Origin of the sequence: Providencia sp. PROV201 (assembly GCF_028479545.1) — a bacterium.
GTDB lineage: Bacteria > Pseudomonadota > Gammaproteobacteria > Enterobacterales > Enterobacteriaceae > Providencia > Providencia huaxiensis.
Genome location: NZ_JAMPNW010000004.1, coordinates 86,091 through 106,355, shown reverse-complemented (window position 1 = coordinate 106,355; position 20,265 = coordinate 86,091). Strand labels below are relative to the sequence as shown.

Sequence of the window (20,265 nt, the reverse complement as noted above, 5' to 3'; positions counted from 1 at the left end):
TCAGGTTGTTGATAGTATAGCTTATTATATATATTAGATGTCATTCTATTCATTTAATTAATGGAAAATGTGATTTTATCCCCCTTTCTTCTTTCCTCTCCCTCGAAATTGCTTCATTTTCATCCAATAAAAATTCCATTTTGAAACATAATTATATTTAAGCTGCAAACCCATATTCCATTACATATTTATTTAGCCTCAAAAAGTAAAATTACCGTAAATTTTAATTATCATCATATTGTTATGGATTATTTAATTTAGTACCGCTATAGATTATTTCTAAATACATATAACGCTAAATAATATTTTCAACATATATTAGCTTGTTCAAAATGCTATTTTTTAGCTCTGCTTTTCATTTTTTAGTATAAAACTTTCAGCCAATTTCTAGTAGGTTAACAAATATGAGATTTATATTTTCATTTACAATAAATAGGTAGCTTAACCATACAATAGTGCTAATACAAATTAGTGTTCAATCCTTAACTTAATCAACATGGATTTTAAAATGAATACAAAAGAAAATTACGACAGAATTATTGAAAAAGAGCATATAGGCCATACAACCTTAGCTTTATTAACTAATCAAGATGCTCTTTCAACCCGCGAAGTCGGTATTTTTACATTAGACGATTTAATTAGCATACATCGCCATGTTTACTTCTCTCTTTCTTTGCCTTGGAAAAAAAATGATATTCTAAAATGGTTTGGTATTACATCATCAACCACTTTACCAATAGATACAGACGAATTAATTAATACTATTATCAATATTCGTGACCATGCCAATACCTGGGATAATGTCGAGCAACATGTTAAAGAACAGTCTGTCAACCTATCTCTAGCTAGTCGAAACATTATACAGACAGGCCGGCAAATTATTGAATATATTAACCATATGCCTATATTAAAAAGAGTCTCAGACAGTTTGAATGATATTGATGAAAGTGAGCTAGATGAAATATTTTATCAAAGTGATGACCAACAAATAGCGACTGAACTAACTAATATATTGCAATTGATTAAAGATGACATTAAGGACCAATCGCTTAAGACAAGTAATATAAAGAATATCATTTCAGATTTTAGAGTACATATTACAGGAGGGTATCTATCTAATTATCAACACGTTGAATCTTTATTGTTTAATATTAAAGGATTATATAAGCAACTTGAGCCTACTAATAGTGAAAATACAGATGCCCATTTACAAGAATCACTTAAAATGAAAAAACAGGAGCTAAAGCAACTCGACCTAGAGTATTCACACTTTGTGAAACTAAGTTTCACAGGCTTAGCGGGTGGTGTCATCGGTCTCATTATTACGGGCAGTATTTTTGGCTCGAAAGCTGAAAAAATCCGAGCAAGAAAGAATGAGACATTAGCAGAAATAAAATTAATTAACGACCAAATTAACAAAGAAGAAATCATCAAAAAAGTTATCTTTGATATTCAAATAAACCTCCATAAAATCGATGGTTTATTTAAAGATGCACGGCTAGCCGTTGACCATTTAGATTATATGTGGCTTGTCCTCTTAACCGAAATAACCCAATCAATCGAGATGTTTAAACATATCAACAATGCTGATAAACTTATTAAATTCATTACTTATTTCAAACGAATTATTACATCTTGGTATACCATTCAAGAATATTCTACACATTTAATAACGTTATTTGACCAAATTCAACCAAATAACACTCCCCCTCAATAAAAGGTACTCATATGCAAGATAAGCTTGATTTACCGATATTGCCCTCCATTGATATTTATCAGTTAAGGCATATGTCAAATGAAATCTCCGCATTCAATAAAAATATAATACATTATGACTTTATCATACACGGAAAAATACAAAAAATTGCAAGTAAGAGTTTCAATATAAATGAAACAATCAGAAACTCGATACCGAAGCTAAAAATAAAATTAAATTACATTCTAAAAAGTGAATTAAATAGTGAAAACACAAATACACCTGACGGAATTTTAGTCACGAGTTTTATTGAGGATTTAATCGATTTTAAATTAGAGCTAGAAAGAATAATTACTAAATTCAGTTATACCACAGACTCTCTGTCTCTCATTCACGTGGAAGAAAGCAATCAACATAAACTACAGCAATACGCAGAGCAAAAAGAGCTCCTAGTCACATCCAAAAATAGCAAAATGCTAAAAATAAATGAAATCAATCAGCAACACTCCGTTATTACCGCAGCAGAAGATATCATCTTAAAATCTAAAATCACTGATTTCTTAAAGAAACATTTGTTAAATGATGAGTTAATTGACTCAATTGATATGCCAACAAATAAAAAACAAATATTAAAATCAGCCATTGCCTTTATTAAAAATTTATTATCAGTCATTGATGATGGTTTAGAGTTTGCGCAGCTTGTCGAGGTCAGATTAGATTTAGGAAACCAAATTTTAGAATTAAAAGAAGAGGTTAATCACATTGATAAAACAATATTTAAACTAGCTCAACTCATGTTATTAGCTGACCAAATAACAATCATAGACTCACATAAGCTGTCAATTATTACTCAGATAGGTTTAATTAAAGATTACTGGTCGGAATGGTGTCATTTCATTAATGAAAAATCGTCTGAAAAAACATTGAATATTCAAGAGATCAATATGGCAAGCCAGGTACTCATGTCATTCCTAGACGACATGGAGTATCAATATCAACGCCAGTTACCTGACTAAAAAAAACCGGCTACTCTGAAGTAACCGGTTTATCAACAATAGGAAATTTTCTGCCTACTAATTAAGCACAGCAAGCGCTGTTGATGTCATATCAATAAGGGGTTGTGGCCATACCCCAAAGACGATAACTGCAATGGCGCATATAACAGCAACAACCGTTCCTAACGTTGCTTTTTCAGGGCCTGTATAACGTTCTGCATGTTCCGCATCACGGCTATATAGGCTAGCCATAAAGCGCAGGTAGTAATATAAACCAATTGCACTACCGACAACGACAGCACCTGTTAACCACCATAACTCTGCGTTCACCGCGGATGCAATCACATAGAATTTACCAATAAATCCTAATGTAATTGGAATACCCGCCAGTGACAGCATCATCACCGTCATTACCGTTGCGAGAACAGGTTTATGCCAGAACAGACCACGGAATGCACTGAAATCATCTTGGTCATCACCACGGTAAGGGCTTGAAACGATACTCACAACACCAAATGCCCCTAGGCTTGCAAACAAGTAACCCACTAAGTAGATTGCGATAGTGACTTGTGAAGCGACTGGATCGATACGAAGCGCAACCAGAGCAACCAATAAATATCCCATATGCGAGATGGATGAGTAACCCAGCAAGCGTTTTGCACTTTTTTGCGTGATAGCCAGTAAGTTACCAAACAGAATAGAGGCTATCGCAATTACTGAAATGACAATCGACAATGTATTGCTATTGGTGATTGGTGCTTCCAGAAAGATACGCACTAATACGGCAAAGATAGCGATTTTACTGCCCGTTGCTAAGAAGGCTGACACTGGCGCAGGAGCGCCTTGGTAAACGTCTGGTGTCCACAGTTGGAATGGAAACAGAGACAGTTTAAAACCAAAGCCTACAATGAGCATACCGAAGCCAATCATCACCAATGGTGCGTGGATCTGGCTATCAGAAAGGCTTTGACCAACCGCAGCAAAGCTTAAGCTACCCGATTCTGCATACAGTAATGCAATTCCGAATAACAGGAATGAAGACGCTGCTGCAGATAACAGCATGTACTTGATCCCAGCTTCTAATGTGCGACTGCGCTCAAAGGTATAGGCAACTAAGCCAAACAATGGCAATGAAATCAGCTCAATACCGATAAACATTGACGCCATATGATTTGACATAGATAACAGCACCCCACCCGCCACTGCGATAGCAACGAGTAAGTGAAACTCATCTCTATTATCACCAAAACCTTCTAACCAGTGATAAGCAAAGATAGTCGTTCCGATACCTGCAATCAGGACTAATGCACTATAGAACAGCGCAAAGCCATCAACACGGATAAGCGAAGTCACATCCATTAGGTAGCCGTCGGCTACCCAAATGAGTGAAAGCAACGCAATAATAAAGCCAGATACTGTCAGCGCGGCACTGGTAAGGTGATCGCGTCGCCACGCAATGGACAGCATCACAACCACCGCCGTCAACCCGACGATCATCAGTGGCAGTATTGCGATCAGTTCTTGAGGAGTTATTGTCATGGCGAATTACAGCCCTAATGTTGTAAGTGAAGCAGAATACAGGTTATGCAATGTTTCCATCGAACCAATTGATGTATCTAAAATCGGTTGCGGATAGAAGCCAATAATAACCAGTAAAGCAGCCAGAGCCAGCAGCACACCAAACTCACGCGCCGTTAACCCTTTCATTTCTTTTTCTGATTTTGGTGTGCCGTAGTAAGTCTGTTGCATCATCCACAGTGAGTAGATAGACGCAAACACCACACCAAAAACCATAATGCAAGTCACTAACGTGAATTGGCTGAAGCTGCCAAACAGGATCATAAACTCACCAATGAAGTTACCTGTACCTGGCATTCCTAGCGTTGCCGCAGCAAAGAACAGGGACATTCCTGGTAACCATTTAATGCGTTTCCACAATCCACCCATCATGCGCATATCACGAGTTTGCGTGCGTTCATACAGTTGGCCACTAATGATAATCAGTGCCGCACCAGACAAACCGTTGGTGATCATTTGGATCACCGCACCTTGGTAAGCCAAGGTTGAACCCGCGTAAATAGCGACTGTCACAAACCCCATGTGGGATAAGCTACTGTACGCCGCCAGACGTTTGATATCCGTTTGTTTGAACGCCAACCATGCACCATAGAAGATACTGATCACACCCAGCGTCATCGCCACTGGTGTGAACTGGATAGAGGCTTCTGGGAACAGAGGCAAAGTAAAGCGTAACAGACCGTATGCTGCGGTTTTTAACATGATACCGGAGATATCTACAGAACCCGCTGTTGGCGATTGTTCTTGAGTATCTGCCATCCAACCATGGAATGGAACCAGAGGCATTTTAACGGCAAAGGCGATAAAGAAGCCTAACATCAACATAAACGCAACGTTACTAGAGAGCTCTGCTCCCAGCAGTTGGTTATAGTCGAATGTTAATACACCTGAAGTATTGAAGTTTGCTAGTGCCAATCCAATGATGGAGACCAGCATGATCAAACCACTCGCTTGCGTATAAATGAAGAACTTAGTCGCAGCTTTGATATGTTGTCTGTTTTCTGACCCTTTGTGTCCCCAATTGGCAATCAGGAAGTACATTGGGATCAGCATCATCTCCCAGAAGAAGAAGAATAAGAACAGGTCAACCGCGGTAAAAATCCCCATCACCCCTGTGATAATCCACAGCAGGTTAAAGTGGTACGCACCTTGGTTCTTTTGGTTTTCACTCCAAGAGCTCAGAATCGAAAAAGCCCCCATGATAGCCGTTAATACGACCATCAGCAGTGATAAACCGTCAATTGCTAAATGAAAGTCAATTCCCAGTGACGGGATCCACGGCATAAAGAAAACAGATTGCCACTGTGGAATACCTTGTGGATTAACAAGCGAGTAGTTCCCTTGTAACCACAATTGCACGGAAAGTATCAATGTTATTCCCATCGTCGCCAGTGCAATCCAACGCGGTGCGCGATGACTGAACCGGTCAGCCTGCCAGCTTAGCAGGCCTCCGATGAAGGGAATGAGTATTAGCCAGGGTAATAGCATGGCGCAATGTGTCCCTTAATTAAACCAAAAGCAGCAGAGCAAGAATCAGCACTGCACCCAGCCCCAACGAGGCAACATACCAACGGATTTGGCCGTTTTCACTCACTGCAAGCCCTTTATTTGCCCAACGTGAAAGATGTGCAGGGATATTCATCAGAGAGTTAATCGGATCGCTTTCCAGTAGCCATGCAATACCTTTAAACGGTTTTACAAAGACTACGTCATACAGCCAATCGAAGCCCCACGCTTGGTACCACCATGCGCTGAAGAAACGACCCACTGCAGTTTTCGCGATAGCATCGACTATTGAACGTCTAAACAGGTAGAGGAATACCGCAATTAAAAGACCAGCGATAGCAAACCCGCCAGAAATCGCTTCGAGTAAGACTTTACCGTCTTCACTGCCAGCCGCTTCCGCAGGGAATACCCCTTCGAGTGGTTGGTGGATTAATGCACCAACAAACGTTGCAAGGATAGCCAAAATACCCAGTGGTAATGTGTGAGTGATGCCTTTAACCTTATGCGCTTTGATTTTTGCTTCACCGTGGAACACGATGAAAATCATACGGAAGGTATAAATTGCGGTCATTAATGCACCGAGGATACCGGCCCACAACAATACAGTTTGTCCATCAAGCTGCGCACCCCACAAAATGGCATCTTTACTGTAGAAACCAGCAGTAAACAGTGGCAATGCTGCCAGTGCGCTTCCGCCAATCAACATCACAGCGTAGATAAATGGAATTTGCTTACGCAACCCACCCATTTTGAAGATGTTTTGCTCGTGGTGGCATGCCAAAATGACCGAACCTGCTGACAGGAATAACAGCGCTTTAAAGAAAGCGTGCGTCATCAGGTGGAAAATCGCAGCATCCCAAGCTTGCACACCCAGTGCCAAGAACATATAACCGATTTGGCTCATGGTGGAGTATGCAAGTACACGTTTGATATCCGTTTGAACCAGTGCAGCAAACCCAGCCAGTACCAATGTCACCGCGCCGACAACGCCAACTAAATGTAAAACTTCTGGCGCTAATAAGAACAGAACGTGGGTACGAGCCACTAAGTACACACCGGCCGTTACCATGGTTGCGGCGTGGATCAATGCTGAAACTGGCGTAGGACCCGCCATCGCATCTGCCAACCACGTTTGCAATGGTAACTGTGCTGATTTACCGACTGCGCCACCTAATAACATCAAGGTTGCCCAATTGATCGCACTTGAACCTTCAGCAAATTTCTGAGGTGCTAACACCGCCATTTCGCTGAAATTCAATGTACCGAGCTCATTCCACAGGATAAACATACCAATGGCGAGGAACACGTCACCGATACGCGTGACAAAGAACGCTTTCATGGCGGCTTTACCGTTTTCTGGATTGGTATAATAGAAACCAATCAACAGATAACTGCACAGCCCTACCCCTTCCCAGCCGAGATACATCAGCATCATGTTATCAGCGAGAACTAAAACCACCATGCTCGCGATAAACAGGTTAGTGTAAGCGAAGAAACGTGAGTAACCTTCCTCGCCACGCATATACCAAGAAGCGTATACGTGAATAAGGAAGCCCACCCCCGTTACCACACCTAACATGGTCAGAGATAAACCATCTAACATTAGGGTGAATGGGATATTAAAGGTGCCGACAGACATCCAAGTCCAAAGTGGCTGGATGAATACGCTACCTGCGTCTTGAGCTAAAAATTCATTGCCAGCATAGAATGCGACGATGGCCGCTAAGCCGACCGACCCCGCACCAATAATGGCCGAAACGTTTTCTGACCAGCGTCCACGGGAGAAGGCTAACAGTACCGACCCCAGTAAAGGCAACAGAATGGTTAAATAGAGTAGGTTCATCCGCGCATCTCACTGACTTTATCAATATTCAGGTTCTGACGATGACGATGGAGTTGCAGTAACAACGCCAATCCAATACTCGCCTCCGCTGCAGCCAGCGCGATTGCCAAGATATACATAATCTGGCCGTCTGGTTGCCCCCAAAAACTCCCTGCAACCACAAATGCCAGTGCAGTTGAGTTAATCATGATTTCCAGTCCGATCAACATGAAAAGCAAGTTGCGGCGGATAACAAGGCAGCTAAGCCCCATCACAAATAGAATTGCCGCTAAAATCAGACCATGCTCTAGAGGTATCATTTTTGCTCCTCCACCTTCGCGATGCTCACAAGATCAGCACCGTTTTCTTTACGGTCACGTCCAACGTGGAATGCGACGACTAAACCCGCTAGTAGTAGCAATGACGCCAATTCGACAGCCAGAACATACGGCCCGAACAAGCTAATACCCACTTCTTTCGCCCCAATGATGGTGCCCTCAATGCCATTTTGATATGACAACGAGGTGATGCCGTAAACTAAGATAGCCAATAAAACTGCGGATAACGCCGCAGGGCCAATCCAGTTTTTCGGTGTCAACCAAGCGCGCTCTTGTTCTTGAACAGAACGCCCCAAGTTGAGCATCATCACGACGAACACGAACAGGACCATAATGGCACCTGCATACACGATGATTTCCAATGCCCCAGCAAAATACGCACCGAGGGAGAAAAACACCATTGACAGAGCCAGCAGAGAAACAACCAGATACAACAGTGCGTGCACTGGATTTGTATTCGTTATCACCCTTAAAGTTGCTAAAATGGCAACTAGACCGGCGATATAAAATGTAAATTCCATGAATATCGCTCCTTATGGCAACAGGTCTTTGACGTTGATAGGTTTCGCTTCGTTATCCGCTTCACCTTTGTCTTTACCTGCAATCGCCATACCCGATTTACGGTAAAAGTTATAATCAGGATATTTACCTGGGCCTGAAATTAACAGGTCATTTTTCTCGTAAACCAGATCCTGACGTCTCCAATCGGCCATTTCAAAATCAGGTGTTAATTGGATTGCCGTCGTTGGGCAAGCCTCTTCACACAGACCACAGAAAATACAGCGCGAAAAGTTAACGCGGAAAAATTCAGGGTACCAGCGGCCATCTTCGTGCTCGGCTTTTTGCAGTGAAATACACCCCACTGGGCAAGCAACCGCACACAAGTTACACGCAACACAACGCTCTTCACCGTCAGGGTCGCGCGTTAGCACGATACGCCCACGGTAACGGGGTGGCAGATAAACCGGCTCTTCTGGATACATTTGCGTTTCGCGTTTATCGAACGCATGTAGGCCGACCATCCAAATACTACGTACTTGGGTGGCGAAACCGACCAATAACTCTTTCAATGTCATGGTTCAATCACCCCTTACTGAGCGTTGTATAAAATCACTGCTGCAGTACCCAGCAGATTAAGCAGTGTCAACGGCAGGCAAATTTTCCAACCGAAAGACATCACTTGGTCATAACGTGGACGCGGTAAAGAGGCACGGATCAAGATAAACATCATCATGAAGAAGCCAGTTTTGATAGCAAACCACAAGAATGACGGCAGGAATGGACCATGCCAGCCACCAAAGAACAGCGTCACAATCAGGGCAGAAACCGTTACGATACCGATATACTCACCGACGAAGAACAGACCGAACTTCATGCCTGAGTATTCAACGTGGTAACCATCCGCAATCTCTTGTTCTGCTTCTGGTTGGTCAAACGGATGACGGTGACATACCGCAACGCCCGCTATCGCAAAAGTCACAAAACCAAAGAACTGAGGAATGATGTTCCACATGCCTTCTTGGGAGTTCACAATATCAATCAGGTTGAATGAACCTGCTTGTGCAACCACGCCCATTAAAGAAAGGCCTAAGAACACTTCGTAACTCACGGTTTGTGCTGACGCACGCATCGCACCTAATAATGAGTATTTGTTGTTACTTGACCAACCCGCAAATAACACCGCATAGACCGCGAGACCCGCCATCATCAGGAAGAATAAAATCCCAATATTCAGGTCTGCAACGTGCCATGTTGGGCTAACAGGGACGATAGCAAATGCTAAGAACAGTGAACAAAACGCAATCACTGGCGCAAGCGTAAAGATTTTCTTGTCCGCGAACTGTGGGATCCAGTCTTCTTTAAACAGCATTTTGAACATGTCGGCGATTAACTGGCCCATCCCAAACGGACCAACGCGGTTTGGACCATAACGGTTCTGGAATAGACCGAGAATACGGCGCTCTCCCAGACTCATGTAGGCCCCACAAGTCACAACAACCAATAAAATGACGACAGATTTAAGGATGGAAATTAACACTTCCATCACTTCAGGAGAAATCCAATCCATCATGCTCCCCTCCGCAGATTATTGACTGACACGCCAGCCATTGAAGGTGCGATACCTGGCATGCCTAACGGTAAGCCAATTTGACCTGTAGATAAGTGATTGCTGAGACGAACAGTCAAGTTAAACGCTTGACCTGCATGGCTAAATTCAGCTTTTGTTCCTGCTACCAAGCCAAGTGACGCAGCATCTTGCGTGTTCAGCATGATATATGGCTCTGGCATACGCTCTTGGATCACTTCTGAACGCTGTGACATTTCATCACTACCGAACAGGTGGTAATAAGGTGCGACAACCCACTGAGCTTCGCTGGCTTGATAAGCCGCTGGAATTTCAGTGAAGTAAGCCAATTTACCTTCTGTTGAATTGAACAAACGGATACCCGGGTCACCAAATAACAGGTGTCCCCCCACTTCGGCTTGGAATTTGTTCCAGGCTTGCGGTGAGTTCCAACCCGGTGCCCATGCAAATGGAATTTGCTGGCGTGGCGCGGTTGGGCTGTTGTTCCCTTCCATTGAGAAAGCAAATGGAGAGTCAATATCTTGCGGTTGACGAGGCTCATGGACAGATTGATTTGCTAGCATCGCTGTACGACCACTGTAACGATGTGGTTCACGCGCCAGTTTTTGACCACGAATACGGAAAGACGCTTTCGGAGCCGCATCAACCATACCTGAGAATTGTGGCATTGCGGCAACACAATCAGCGATAACGTGATCCAGTTGAGACCAATCTGCATCACGCTCTTGCGCTTCAGTTTGCAGTGAATGCATCCAGCGCCAGCTTTCGTTCATCACGATAGCTTTGTCGTAATACGTTGGGTCGAAGACTTGGAAGAAACGTTGTGCACGACCTTCTTGGTTAATCAACGTACCGTCTGCTTCAGCAAAACTCGCTGCAGGCAGAACTAATGTTGCTTTATCCATGATGTCCGTTTGCTGATGGTCTGCAACAATCAAGTGGCTCAATTTTGCGAGTGCGCTATTGACCGCATCCACGCTGCTGTGACGGTACAAGTCGTTTTCGATAACAACAGCCACATCCGCTTCTTTCGCTTCAATGCGAGCTAAAGCGCTATCTAGTGGCTGTGCGTTCATCATTGCCAGACCGAAACTATTTGCATGAGACGCTAAGTAAGATAACCCAACATTCGCGCCTTTCGCTTTCAGTGCAAATGCCACGTTAGCAGCCGCTTGGATCATTGCCTCGCTGGCACTATGGCTACCACTGATAATTAATGGTTTTTTCGCACCCGCTAAGGCCTGAGCAATGGTTTCCACTTTGGCTTTTAAGTCTGCCGGTAAATCATTCACCGCAGGGGCTTCGCCATTAATCATATTGGCGATTGCAAAACCAAAACGCGCTTGGTCAGCGACTGGAGCACGGTAATTAAAGGCGGCCATATCGTCTAAGCGAGTATCATCAACATTGGTAATAAACAGCGGATATTTCGCGTGTTGGCCAATGTTTTGGATAGCGGCGATTTGCCAGTCAGCGACTTTCTGCGCTGCGGCCATTTCACGTGCTTTACCTTTCACGGCTTGACGAACAGATAACGCCATACGTGCGCCCGTCTGAGTTAAATCTTCACCCAGTACCAGTACCGCATCATAGCCTTCCACTTCACGCAATGTTGGGGTATAGATACCACCATTTTGCAAAATGTTTTGCATCAGCGCTAAGCGACTTTGCTCACCCGCAGAAATACCTGAGTAGAAGTTTTCTGCACCGACTAAAGCGCGCAATGCATAGTTGCTTTCAACGCTAGCACGCGGCGAGCCGATACCAATCACTTTTTTCGCTTGATTGATAATTTGCGCACCGCTTTGCATCGCTTCGATAGCCGAAATCACGTTCTTAACGCCATTTTTATTGAGTACGGCTTGGCGAGGACGGTCTTTACGGTTGACGTAACCATAACCAAAGCGACCACGGTCACACAGGAAATAGTGGTTTACCGAGCCGTTATAACGGTTTTCGATGCGGCGGATTTCACCATAACGCTCACCGGGGCTAGTATTACAACCGATACTGCACTGCTGGCAGATACCCGGTGCAAATTGCATATCCCATTTACGGTTATAGCGCTCAGAGTGAGTTTTGTCGGTGAATACCCCAGTAGGGCAAACTTCAACTAAGTTACCGGAGAACTCGCTTTCCAGCGTACCGTCTTCAGTACGACCGAAATACACATAGTTATGTGCGCCATAAACCCCTAAATCGGTGCCATCTGCGTAATCTTTGTAGTAACGAACACAACGATAACACGCGATACAACGGTTCATCTCATGACTAATAAATGGACCGAGATCTTGGTTAATGTGAGTACGCTTCGTAAAACGATATTTACGCATATTATGACCGGTCATTACCGTCATATCTTGTAGGTGACAGTTCCCACCTTCCTCACAGACTGGGCAGTCATGAGGGTGGTTGGTCATCAGCCATTCCACGACACTTTCACGGAATTGTTTGGCTTCTTCATCATCAATTGAGATGTAAGTCCCTTCCGTTGCGGGTGTCATACAAGACATTACTAGGCGACCGCGAGTGTCATCTGCGTTCTGATACTGCTTAACCGCACACTGGCGGCAAGCGCCAACGCTTCCCAGCGCCGGATGCCAGCAAAAATAAGGAATATCTAGCCCGAGAGAAAGACAGGCTTGTAACAGGTTTTCAGACCCGTTTACGTCATATTCTTTGCCGTCTACATATATTGTAGCCATAGTCAGCATGCTTCCCAAAGGCCCGCATAAAGCAGGCGTTAATCAAAAATACGTTCTTCGTGAAAAATCTCTTTAGCGGTTGCTCAATCGCTAAATAATTACCAGCGCTGCTTCAGCAGGTTGGGCTGGATACCCGCAATCTGCACAATGTTACGCAGATCTTTTTGCGAAATACCCGCTTCGAATTCATCACGGAAATATTTGATGGCACTTTGTAGCGGTTCGACCGCACCCGGTGCGTGAGCGCAGAAAGTTTTACCCGGCCCTAAGAAACGGCAAAGTTGCTCTAGGGTTTCAATATCCCCCGGCTGCCCTTCACCTTTTTCCAGCGCTTGTAAAATTTTCACACTCCATGGCAAACCATCGCGGCACGGTGTACACCAACCACAGGATTCACGGGCAAAGAAGGTTTCTAGGTTACGCACTAACGAAACCATGTTGATCTCATGATCAACCGCCATCGCCAATGCAGTACCAAGACGGCTTCCCGCTTTGGCAATATTTTCGAAATCCATCGGTAAGTCGAGATGGTCGTTGGTCAGGAAGTCTGTCCCTGCGCCACCCGGCTGCCATGCTTTTAATTTTAGTCCATCACGCATACCACCTGCGTAATCTTCCAGCACTTCACGTGCCGTCGTACCAAATGGCAGTTCCCACAGACCCGGGTTTTTCACACGGCCAGAGAAACCCATCAGTTTAGTACCCGCATCTTTACTCTTACCTGCGCTTAAATCGATATACCATTGGTCTCCGTGCTCTAAAATAGCAGGCACGTTACAGATGGTTTCAACGTTATTAACGCAAGTTGGTTTACCCCAAGCACCTGATGTGGCAGGGAATGGTGGCTTAGAACGCGGGTTAGCACGGCGGCCTTCTAAAGAGTTAATCAGTGCGGTTTCTTCACCGCAGATATAACGCCCAGCGCCGGTGTGGACAAATAGTTCAAAATCGAAACCTGAACCGAGGATATTTTTGCCTAATAGACCTGCCGCTTTAGCTTCTTCGATGGCACGACGCAGGTTTTGCGCGGCTTCAACGTATTCACCCCGTAAGAAGATATAACCACGGTAAGCTTTAAGTGCATAAGCGCCCGTGATCATCCCCTCAACTAACAAGTGAGGAAGTTGTTCCATCAATAGACGGTCTTTATAAGTGCCCGGTTCCATTTCATCCGCATTACATAAAAAGTAACGCAGTTTCATGTTTTCGTCTTTTGGCATCAGGCTCCATTTCAGACCCGTTGAGAAGCCCGCACCGCCTCGCCCTTTCAGGCCAGCGTCTTTCACGAGATTCACAACTTCATCCGGTGCCATGCCTTTGAGCGCACGCTCAAGACCTTTGTATCCGTTTTTACTGCGATACTCATCTAACCAAACAGGCTGATTGTCATCACGCAAACGCCATGTTAGGGGATGAGTTTCAGCAGTACGGATCACTGGATTAACAGAATTTGTCATGGATACTGCTCCAGTAATTTTTGAATATTTTCAGGCTGCACGTAGCTGTGAGTGTCATCATCGATCATCATCGTTGGACCCTTGTCACAGTTACCTAAGCAACAGGTCGGCAGCAATGTAAAACGGCCATCAGCTGTTGTTTGGCCCGGGCGAATATTAAGCTGTTTAATGATTTCAGCTTCTAAGCCCTGATAACCTGTAATATGGCAAACAACACTGTCGCAATAGCGAATAATGTGGCGACCCACTGGTTGGCGGAAGATTTGGCTATAGAATGTCGCCACCCCTTCAACATCACTAGCTGGGATACCTAAGACGTCAGCGATAGCATGGATCGCACCATCTTCAACCCAACCGCGGTTTTTTTGCACAATTTTCAGTGCTTCAATTGAGGCAGCACGTGCGTCCTCGTAATGGTGTTTCTCACCTTCAATCTCTTCGCGCTCTTTCTCGGTTAAGACAAAGCCATGATTGACTTGCGGTTCAAACACATTCACGACATTGAGCTCGTTGTGCTTCTCATTTTCGTTATGTTCATTATGCATGGTTAGCGATCCACATCCGACATTACAAAATCGATACTACCCAGATAGACGATTAAGTCTGAAACTAAGCTGCCTCTGATAACCGCAGGAATTTGCTGCAAGTGAGCGTAGCTCGGCGTACGAATACGCGTGCGGTAGCTCATTGTGCTGCCATCACTGGTTAAGTAGTAGCTGTTGATCCCCTTCGTCGCTTCAACCATCTGGAATGACTCATTTGCTGGCATCACCGGACCCCAAGACACTTGTAAGAAGTGGTTGATCAGGGTTTCGATGTGCTGCAACGTACGCTCTTTTGGTGGCGGAGTTGTCAGTGGATGGTCAGCTTTGAAAGGACCTTCTGGCATATTCTTATAGCATTGCTCAAGAATACGGATACTCTGGCGCATCTCTTCCACTTTGATCATCACACGGTCATAACAGTCACCGTTATGCGCGATAGGGATATCAAATTCGAAGTTTTCATAGCCTGAATATGGACGCCATTTACGCACGTCAAAATCAACGCCTGTTGCACGTAATCCAGCCCCTGTCACCCCCCATGCCAACGCCTCTTCTTTTGAGTACATTGCGGTACCAATAGAACGGCCTTTTAAGATGGAGTTTTTCAGTGCGGAAGTGACATAAGACTCTAAACGTTTTGGCAGCCAGTCTAATAACTCACGCAGCAGTTTTTCCCAGCCACGTGGTAAGTCGTGAGCGACACCACCTATACGGAACCATGCAGGGTGCATACGGAAACCGGTAATCGCTTCAATGACGTTGTAGACTTTTTGACGGTCAGTAAACGCAAAGAAGACTGGGGTCATCGCACCAACGTCTTGGATATAGGTACTGATGTACAGTAAGTGGCTGTTGATACGGAATAACTCAGACAACATGACACGGATCGTTTTGACGCGATCTGGCACTTCAATGCCTGCCAATTTTTCAACGGCCAACACATATGGCATTTCATTCACACAACCACCGAGGTACTCGATACGGTCGGTGTAAGGAATGTAGCTGTGCCATGACTGGCGTTCACCCATTTTTTCAGCGCCACGGTGGTGGTAGCCGATATCAGGTACGCAGTCGATAATTTCTTCGCCATCCAATTGCAGTACGATACGGAACGCACCGTGTGAGGATGGGTGGTTTGGCCCCAAGTTCAGGAACATGAAATCTTCGTTTTCATTTCCGCGTGCCATGCCCCACTCTTCTGGTTTGAAAGTCAAAGCTTCCATTTCCAGATCTTGTTTCTGCTTAGTCAGCACAAAAGGGTCGAACTCGGTCGCACGCGCAGGGTAATCCTTACGCAGTGGGTGGCCTTCCCAGCTTGGTGACATTAAAAGGCGGCGTAGATTCGGGTGACCTTGGAACGTTATACCGAACATGTCCCACACTTCACGCTCATGCCAATTCGCATTCGGGAACAGTGAAACAATAGAAGGCACGTTTAAGTCTTTCTCATTAAGAGCGACTTTTAACATGATATCGCGGTTACGATCGATGGAGATGATATGATAGAAAACACTAAAATCTGCTTCTGGCAGACCTTGACGGTGAATTCGTTGACGTTCATCTACCCCATGTAAGTCAAATAACATGACATACGGTTTTGGTAATTTCTTTAGGAAATCGACCACTTCCAGTAACTGTTCACGACGCACCCAAAGCACTGGCATACCAGTGCGAGTTGCTTGAACAGAAAAGGCATCCGGCCCAAATTGATTGCGCAGTTCCAGAAGCACAGGGTCGTTTAAGTGATCCTGTGTCTGCCATCCTGGCTGGTTACTACTCGCTTGCGCTATCTGATCTGTCATCATTCTTCACCATAACGCTTGATCAGGTTTATTATTTCGCAACAACATTGCTCTGTTACGCTGTATGGCTTTAAGCCTTAAATTTCGTCTGGTGTACGCAGGTTTGTCACTGCAATACGTTCACCATGCTTTCTTTCTCTTTCTGATTGCATATTGGCACGGTAAACCCCTTGGTCTCCAACGACCCAAGATAGCGGACGACGCTCTTTACCGATAGATTCTTGCAATAGAAGCAGAGCCTGCATATAGGCTTCTGGGCGTGGTGGGCAACCTGGGATATATACATCCACAGGAATAAATTTATCGACGCCTTGTACAACAGAATAAATGTCATACATGCCACCAGAGTTGGCACATGAACCCATGGAAATAACCCATTTTGGTTCAAGCATTTGGTCATACAGACGTTGAATAACAGGTGCCATTTTTGTGAAACAAGTACCTGCAACTACCATGAAATCGGCTTGACGAGGTGAAGCACGCAGTACTTCTGCACCAAAGCGGGCGACGTCATGAACAGCCGTGAACGAAGTCACCATTTCTACATAGCAACATGAAAGACCAAAGTTATATGGCCAGAGAGAGTTTTTGCGCCCCCAGTTAACCACATCGTGAAGTGCATGAGAAAGTTTCCCCATGTAAACACTGTTTTCAACTTGCTGCTCCAGTGGATCTGTTACGATTTCCTGGGTTTGCAGTGGGTAACGGTCGTTCTCACCGTTCGGATCTATGCGGGTGAGCGTATAATCCATTGTATAATGCCTCGCTTTTTACTGCGGATGACGATTGCTGATTTTAATAACTTCACTAGGATGCTTTACTTTTCCGCGGGAACGGACTGGAGTCCAATCCAATGCCCCAACGCGGACGAGATAAAACAGTCCCGCCAACAATACCAAAATAAAGATCGCGGCTTCGATGAAACCTACCCAACCGGCTTCGCGGATGGCAACTGACCATGCAAATAAGAACATGGCTTCAACATCGAAGATAACGAAAAACATGGCAACTAAGTAAAACTTAGCGGACATGCGGAGACGTGCACTACCGACCGAGTCGATACCGGACTCATAAGGAACGTGTTTTGTTCTGGCTTTGGCGCGGCTACCTAAAAAGTGACCCGCGACCAACATGAAAGCACAAAGACCGATAGTGCCGATAAGGAATATCGCAAACGCCCAGTTATGGGCTAACGCTAGGATTGATGTAGACATACTCGTTGCTTACTCATTACTTATGGTGTGTTAACTGCTCTTTTTTACATCACGGCAGTATTGCACCACAATTGCCCAGTTAATCGAGAAGAAAGACCAAAATTGATCACAAACTAAAATATCACCAAACTTAAATCAGTCTGTTGACTGCGTTTGGTTTGTCCTCTCTCATTACAATTTACCTTACTTAAATTAAGTAAAATAACCCGTATTTGTTACAAAAACTTCACACTACAAAAACAACGGAACAACAAAAAGTACTCATAATCTGCTAAAACGTGTCAGTGTAATGATACTCAAGTAAACACGCAAACTAGTTTAACTGATTATTCGTTTTTACTACACCATTATCTCAGGAAAAACCTGTCTTAACAGATGAAAAATTGCGCTTTTTATTTGATCTAACGCACACTTTTATTGAAAAAGTACTCAATTTGTTTACATAGCATTCAATTTAACTTTAAGTCTTTGTAACTCTTTTTAACGCATGACTTCAAGTAACTACCTGACATTCCAGCGCTATTTTATCTATTCAATAAAAAAATATTGTTAACAACATAACAAATTGTTAACTAAACAATGAAATTCAGGTTATGCCAGCTACATCACAATTATTTCATGGTCTTTCCTATTTAACCATACTTATTAAGTGGTTAATTGTTTTTTTTATGAGCGGATATCGATAAAAAATTGATAAACTTGAATTTGATAACCTATTAAAAATATCACTGAGGATTATTTAAACACCCACAAGAACAAATTTCTCGATGCCATTTCCCAATATTGAAAATTTTGTTCCACGGTATGAGATAATCGTTTCAGTCATCAGCAGCAATCCACTTTCATCTACCACCAAACGGCTTAACCTACGCGTACGTAAGCCATTCAACCAATGATGCCATCACAACCACAGCCCGAATGTTATTTAGACTGTGATTAACACATTGATTTTATTTGTACATGACCAATAACACATTGATCACAAACAAGTGATTCAGTAATAAACGGACAAAAAAGATATAAAAAAACGGCAATCCCAAGATAATTGGAATTGCCGTCAGTACAATAAATCGATTAAATATTATGCTTAAGATAACCAGTTGAATCGATTAAATTAATTACCTTCTTCGTTGATATCCACCAATTCACTTGCTGGAGTTGCAACATAAGGGATTTTTTTGTTTTCAATCGCATCGAATACAGTCAGAACAAAATCTTTTTGCTCATCTGCATTCTTATACAACCAATACTGAATATCAGGTAAACGAGGCAACCCATCTGCTTCACTCAAAATGCGTAAATCTGCATTTTGCATTTCCATTGGCCTTGCTGTTACCCCAACTTCTGCATTTACGGCTGCACGGACAGCAGGTAAAGAAGCCGCTTCATACGCCACATGCCATGACAAACCTGCATCATCAAGAGCACTAGTACAAAGTTTACGATATGGGTTAGTTTCGTCCATAACCACTAATGGAATGGGCTCATTAGAACGCAATTGAAAATCCGGTGCACTATGCCACAAAACAGGCACAGTTCTTAAAGCCGTTTTGGGATGGTGGCTAATTCTTGCCGTTGTTAAAGCAAGGTCTATCTCATGGTTATCGAGCATTGACTCAATAAACTGTGCCCGTTTAATACGCACTTCAACGGCAATTCTTGGATAGACAGATGCGATACGATTAAGCAAGAAAGGTAATAAGATATCGACGGTGTCATCAGATGCACCAATACGCAATTCACCATCCGCGTCATTATAGGTTAACGATGCCGTTGCATCATCGTTGGCGCGAAGTATTTTCCTTGCGTAGCCAAGCAATTGTAATCCATGCGCAGTGAGCAGTTTATTTCGCCCATGACGAGCAAAAAGCTCACGGCCGACTAATTGCTCTAGGCGCTGCATTTGCTGGCTCACAGCAGATTGTGTTCGACAAACGGCTGCAGCTGCAGCTGCGAACGTGTTAAGATCTGCGACAGCGACGAAAGTACGTAGCAAATCAAGATCTAGGTTCATGATGGGACGATTGGAATTTATCATCGTTCATTCTCTTATATAATTTTATGTTACCTGGTGTTTCTGCTCTCCTCCATGAGAATCAGCGAGTTTATAGCGACTACTAAGCGAGTGCATTTCTAATCCATAGATCTGCAATAACTTCTCATTACTTTACTTTTTTGCACCTTGTCCATTATTCATTGACGATAAGGCATGTGTACAAATAGCATACTTCCAAAAATCAAATAATCTTAATAAAAAGGCAATGTTTTCTTAAAAAACAAGCTAAAACATGCTTTCTTGGAAACGCCTAAATAGTAACATATTTAATGTAATCGCAATTATTTTAATGTAAGCACATTATAAAACTCATTTCACTATTTGGTTATACCCAAAAATATCAATGAGTTATGAATTTAAGGCGCACTTTTCGTTAAAAAAAACACCTCGAAACAATCAATATTACTAACAAAATCACACTAATTATTATGAAAAAAGGCCATTACCGCAAAAAAAACATGTCTG

The 20,265-nt window shown here is 43.6% G+C and carries 16 protein-coding genes; 2 read left to right on the top strand and 14 right to left on the bottom strand.

All coding sequences use genetic code 11. The features are described 5' to 3' along the window. The first annotated feature begins 508 nt into the window (after positions 1-508). On the top strand, positions 509-1,717 hold the full coding sequence (locus PR809_RS04895) for an alpha-xenorhabdolysin family binary toxin subunit A (protein ID WP_206276261.1): 1,209 nt from the start codon (positions 509-511) through the stop codon (positions 1,715-1,717). Between the two features lie 11 nt (positions 1,718-1,728). Next, entirely contained in the window at positions 1,729-2,712 is a 984-nt protein-coding gene (locus PR809_RS04890) for an alpha-xenorhabdolysin family binary toxin subunit B (protein WP_102137645.1), read from the top strand. A gap of 57 nt (positions 2,713-2,769) precedes the next feature. On the opposite strand, the gene nuoN is transcribed toward PR809_RS04890, so the two are convergent. From nuoN to PR809_RS04820, 14 genes are all read right to left on the bottom strand, one after another. Further along, the gene (gene nuoN / locus PR809_RS04885) at positions 2,770-4,230 is read right to left on the bottom strand and encodes an NADH-quinone oxidoreductase subunit NuoN (protein WP_102137644.1); all 1,461 of its coding nucleotides are present in this window, start codon (positions 4,228-4,230) and stop codon (positions 2,770-2,772) included. Between the two features lie 6 nt (positions 4,231-4,236). After that, on the bottom strand, positions 4,237-5,757 hold the full coding sequence (gene nuoM, locus PR809_RS04880; RefSeq protein WP_102137643.1) for an NADH-quinone oxidoreductase subunit M: 1,521 nt from the start codon (positions 5,755-5,757) through the stop codon (positions 4,237-4,239). Positions 5,758-5,776: 19 nt separating this feature from the next. Beyond that, entirely contained in the window at positions 5,777-7,618 is a 1,842-nt protein-coding gene (gene nuoL / locus PR809_RS04875; protein WP_004259845.1) for an NADH-quinone oxidoreductase subunit L, read from the bottom strand. After that, positions 7,615-7,917, bottom strand: a complete 303-nt coding sequence (gene nuoK / locus PR809_RS04870) for an NADH-quinone oxidoreductase subunit NuoK (protein WP_004912233.1) — start codon at positions 7,915-7,917, stop codon at positions 7,615-7,617. The genes nuoL and nuoK overlap by 4 nt, the downstream gene beginning before the upstream one ends. Then, positions 7,914-8,456, bottom strand: a complete 543-nt coding sequence (gene nuoJ / locus PR809_RS04865) for an NADH-quinone oxidoreductase subunit J (protein ID WP_102137642.1) — start codon at positions 8,454-8,456, stop codon at positions 7,914-7,916. Before nuoJ ends, nuoK begins: the two co-directional genes overlap by 4 nt. A gap of 12 nt (positions 8,457-8,468) precedes the next feature. After that, a complete protein-coding gene (gene nuoI / locus PR809_RS04860; protein WP_004259834.1) occupies positions 8,469-9,011 on the bottom strand; it encodes an NADH-quinone oxidoreductase subunit NuoI in 543 nt (180 codons plus the stop codon). 14 nt (positions 9,012-9,025) lie between these two features. Next, positions 9,026-10,003, bottom strand: coding sequence for an NADH-quinone oxidoreductase subunit NuoH (gene nuoH / locus PR809_RS04855; protein ID WP_004912244.1), 978 nt, complete (start codon positions 10,001-10,003; stop codon positions 9,026-9,028). Beyond that, entirely contained in the window at positions 10,003-12,726 is a 2,724-nt protein-coding gene (nuoG, locus tag PR809_RS04850; protein ID WP_206276262.1) for an NADH-quinone oxidoreductase subunit NuoG, read from the bottom strand. The genes nuoH and nuoG overlap by 1 nt, the downstream gene beginning before the upstream one ends. A gap of 98 nt (positions 12,727-12,824) precedes the next feature. Continuing rightward, positions 12,825-14,183: an NADH-quinone oxidoreductase subunit NuoF gene (gene nuoF / locus PR809_RS04845; RefSeq protein ID WP_004259820.1), complete on the bottom strand. Its 1,359-nt coding sequence runs from the start codon at positions 14,181-14,183 to the stop codon at positions 12,825-12,827. Then, positions 14,180-14,728, bottom strand: coding sequence for an NADH-quinone oxidoreductase subunit NuoE (gene nuoE / locus PR809_RS04840; protein ID WP_036958085.1), 549 nt, complete (start codon positions 14,726-14,728; stop codon positions 14,180-14,182). The genes nuoF and nuoE overlap by 4 nt, the downstream gene beginning before the upstream one ends. A gap of 2 nt (positions 14,729-14,730) precedes the next feature. Continuing rightward, positions 14,731-16,533, bottom strand: a complete 1,803-nt coding sequence (gene nuoC, locus PR809_RS04835) for an NADH-quinone oxidoreductase subunit C/D (protein ID WP_375373114.1) — start codon at positions 16,531-16,533, stop codon at positions 14,731-14,733. A 74-nt stretch (positions 16,534-16,607) separates the two neighbouring features. Further along, a complete protein-coding gene (locus tag PR809_RS04830) occupies positions 16,608-17,282 on the bottom strand; it encodes a NuoB/complex I 20 kDa subunit family protein (RefSeq protein WP_004912254.1) in 675 nt (224 codons plus the stop codon). Positions 17,283-17,300: 18 nt separating this feature from the next. After that, complete coding sequence (locus PR809_RS04825; protein WP_004259806.1) at positions 17,301-17,744, bottom strand: NADH-quinone oxidoreductase subunit A; 444 nt, start codon at positions 17,742-17,744, stop codon at positions 17,301-17,303. Positions 17,745-18,858: 1,114 nt separating this feature from the next. Beyond that, entirely contained in the window at positions 18,859-19,782 is a 924-nt protein-coding gene (locus tag PR809_RS04820) for a LysR family transcriptional regulator (RefSeq protein WP_272524456.1), read from the bottom strand. Positions 19,783-20,265 lie beyond the last annotated feature (483 nt).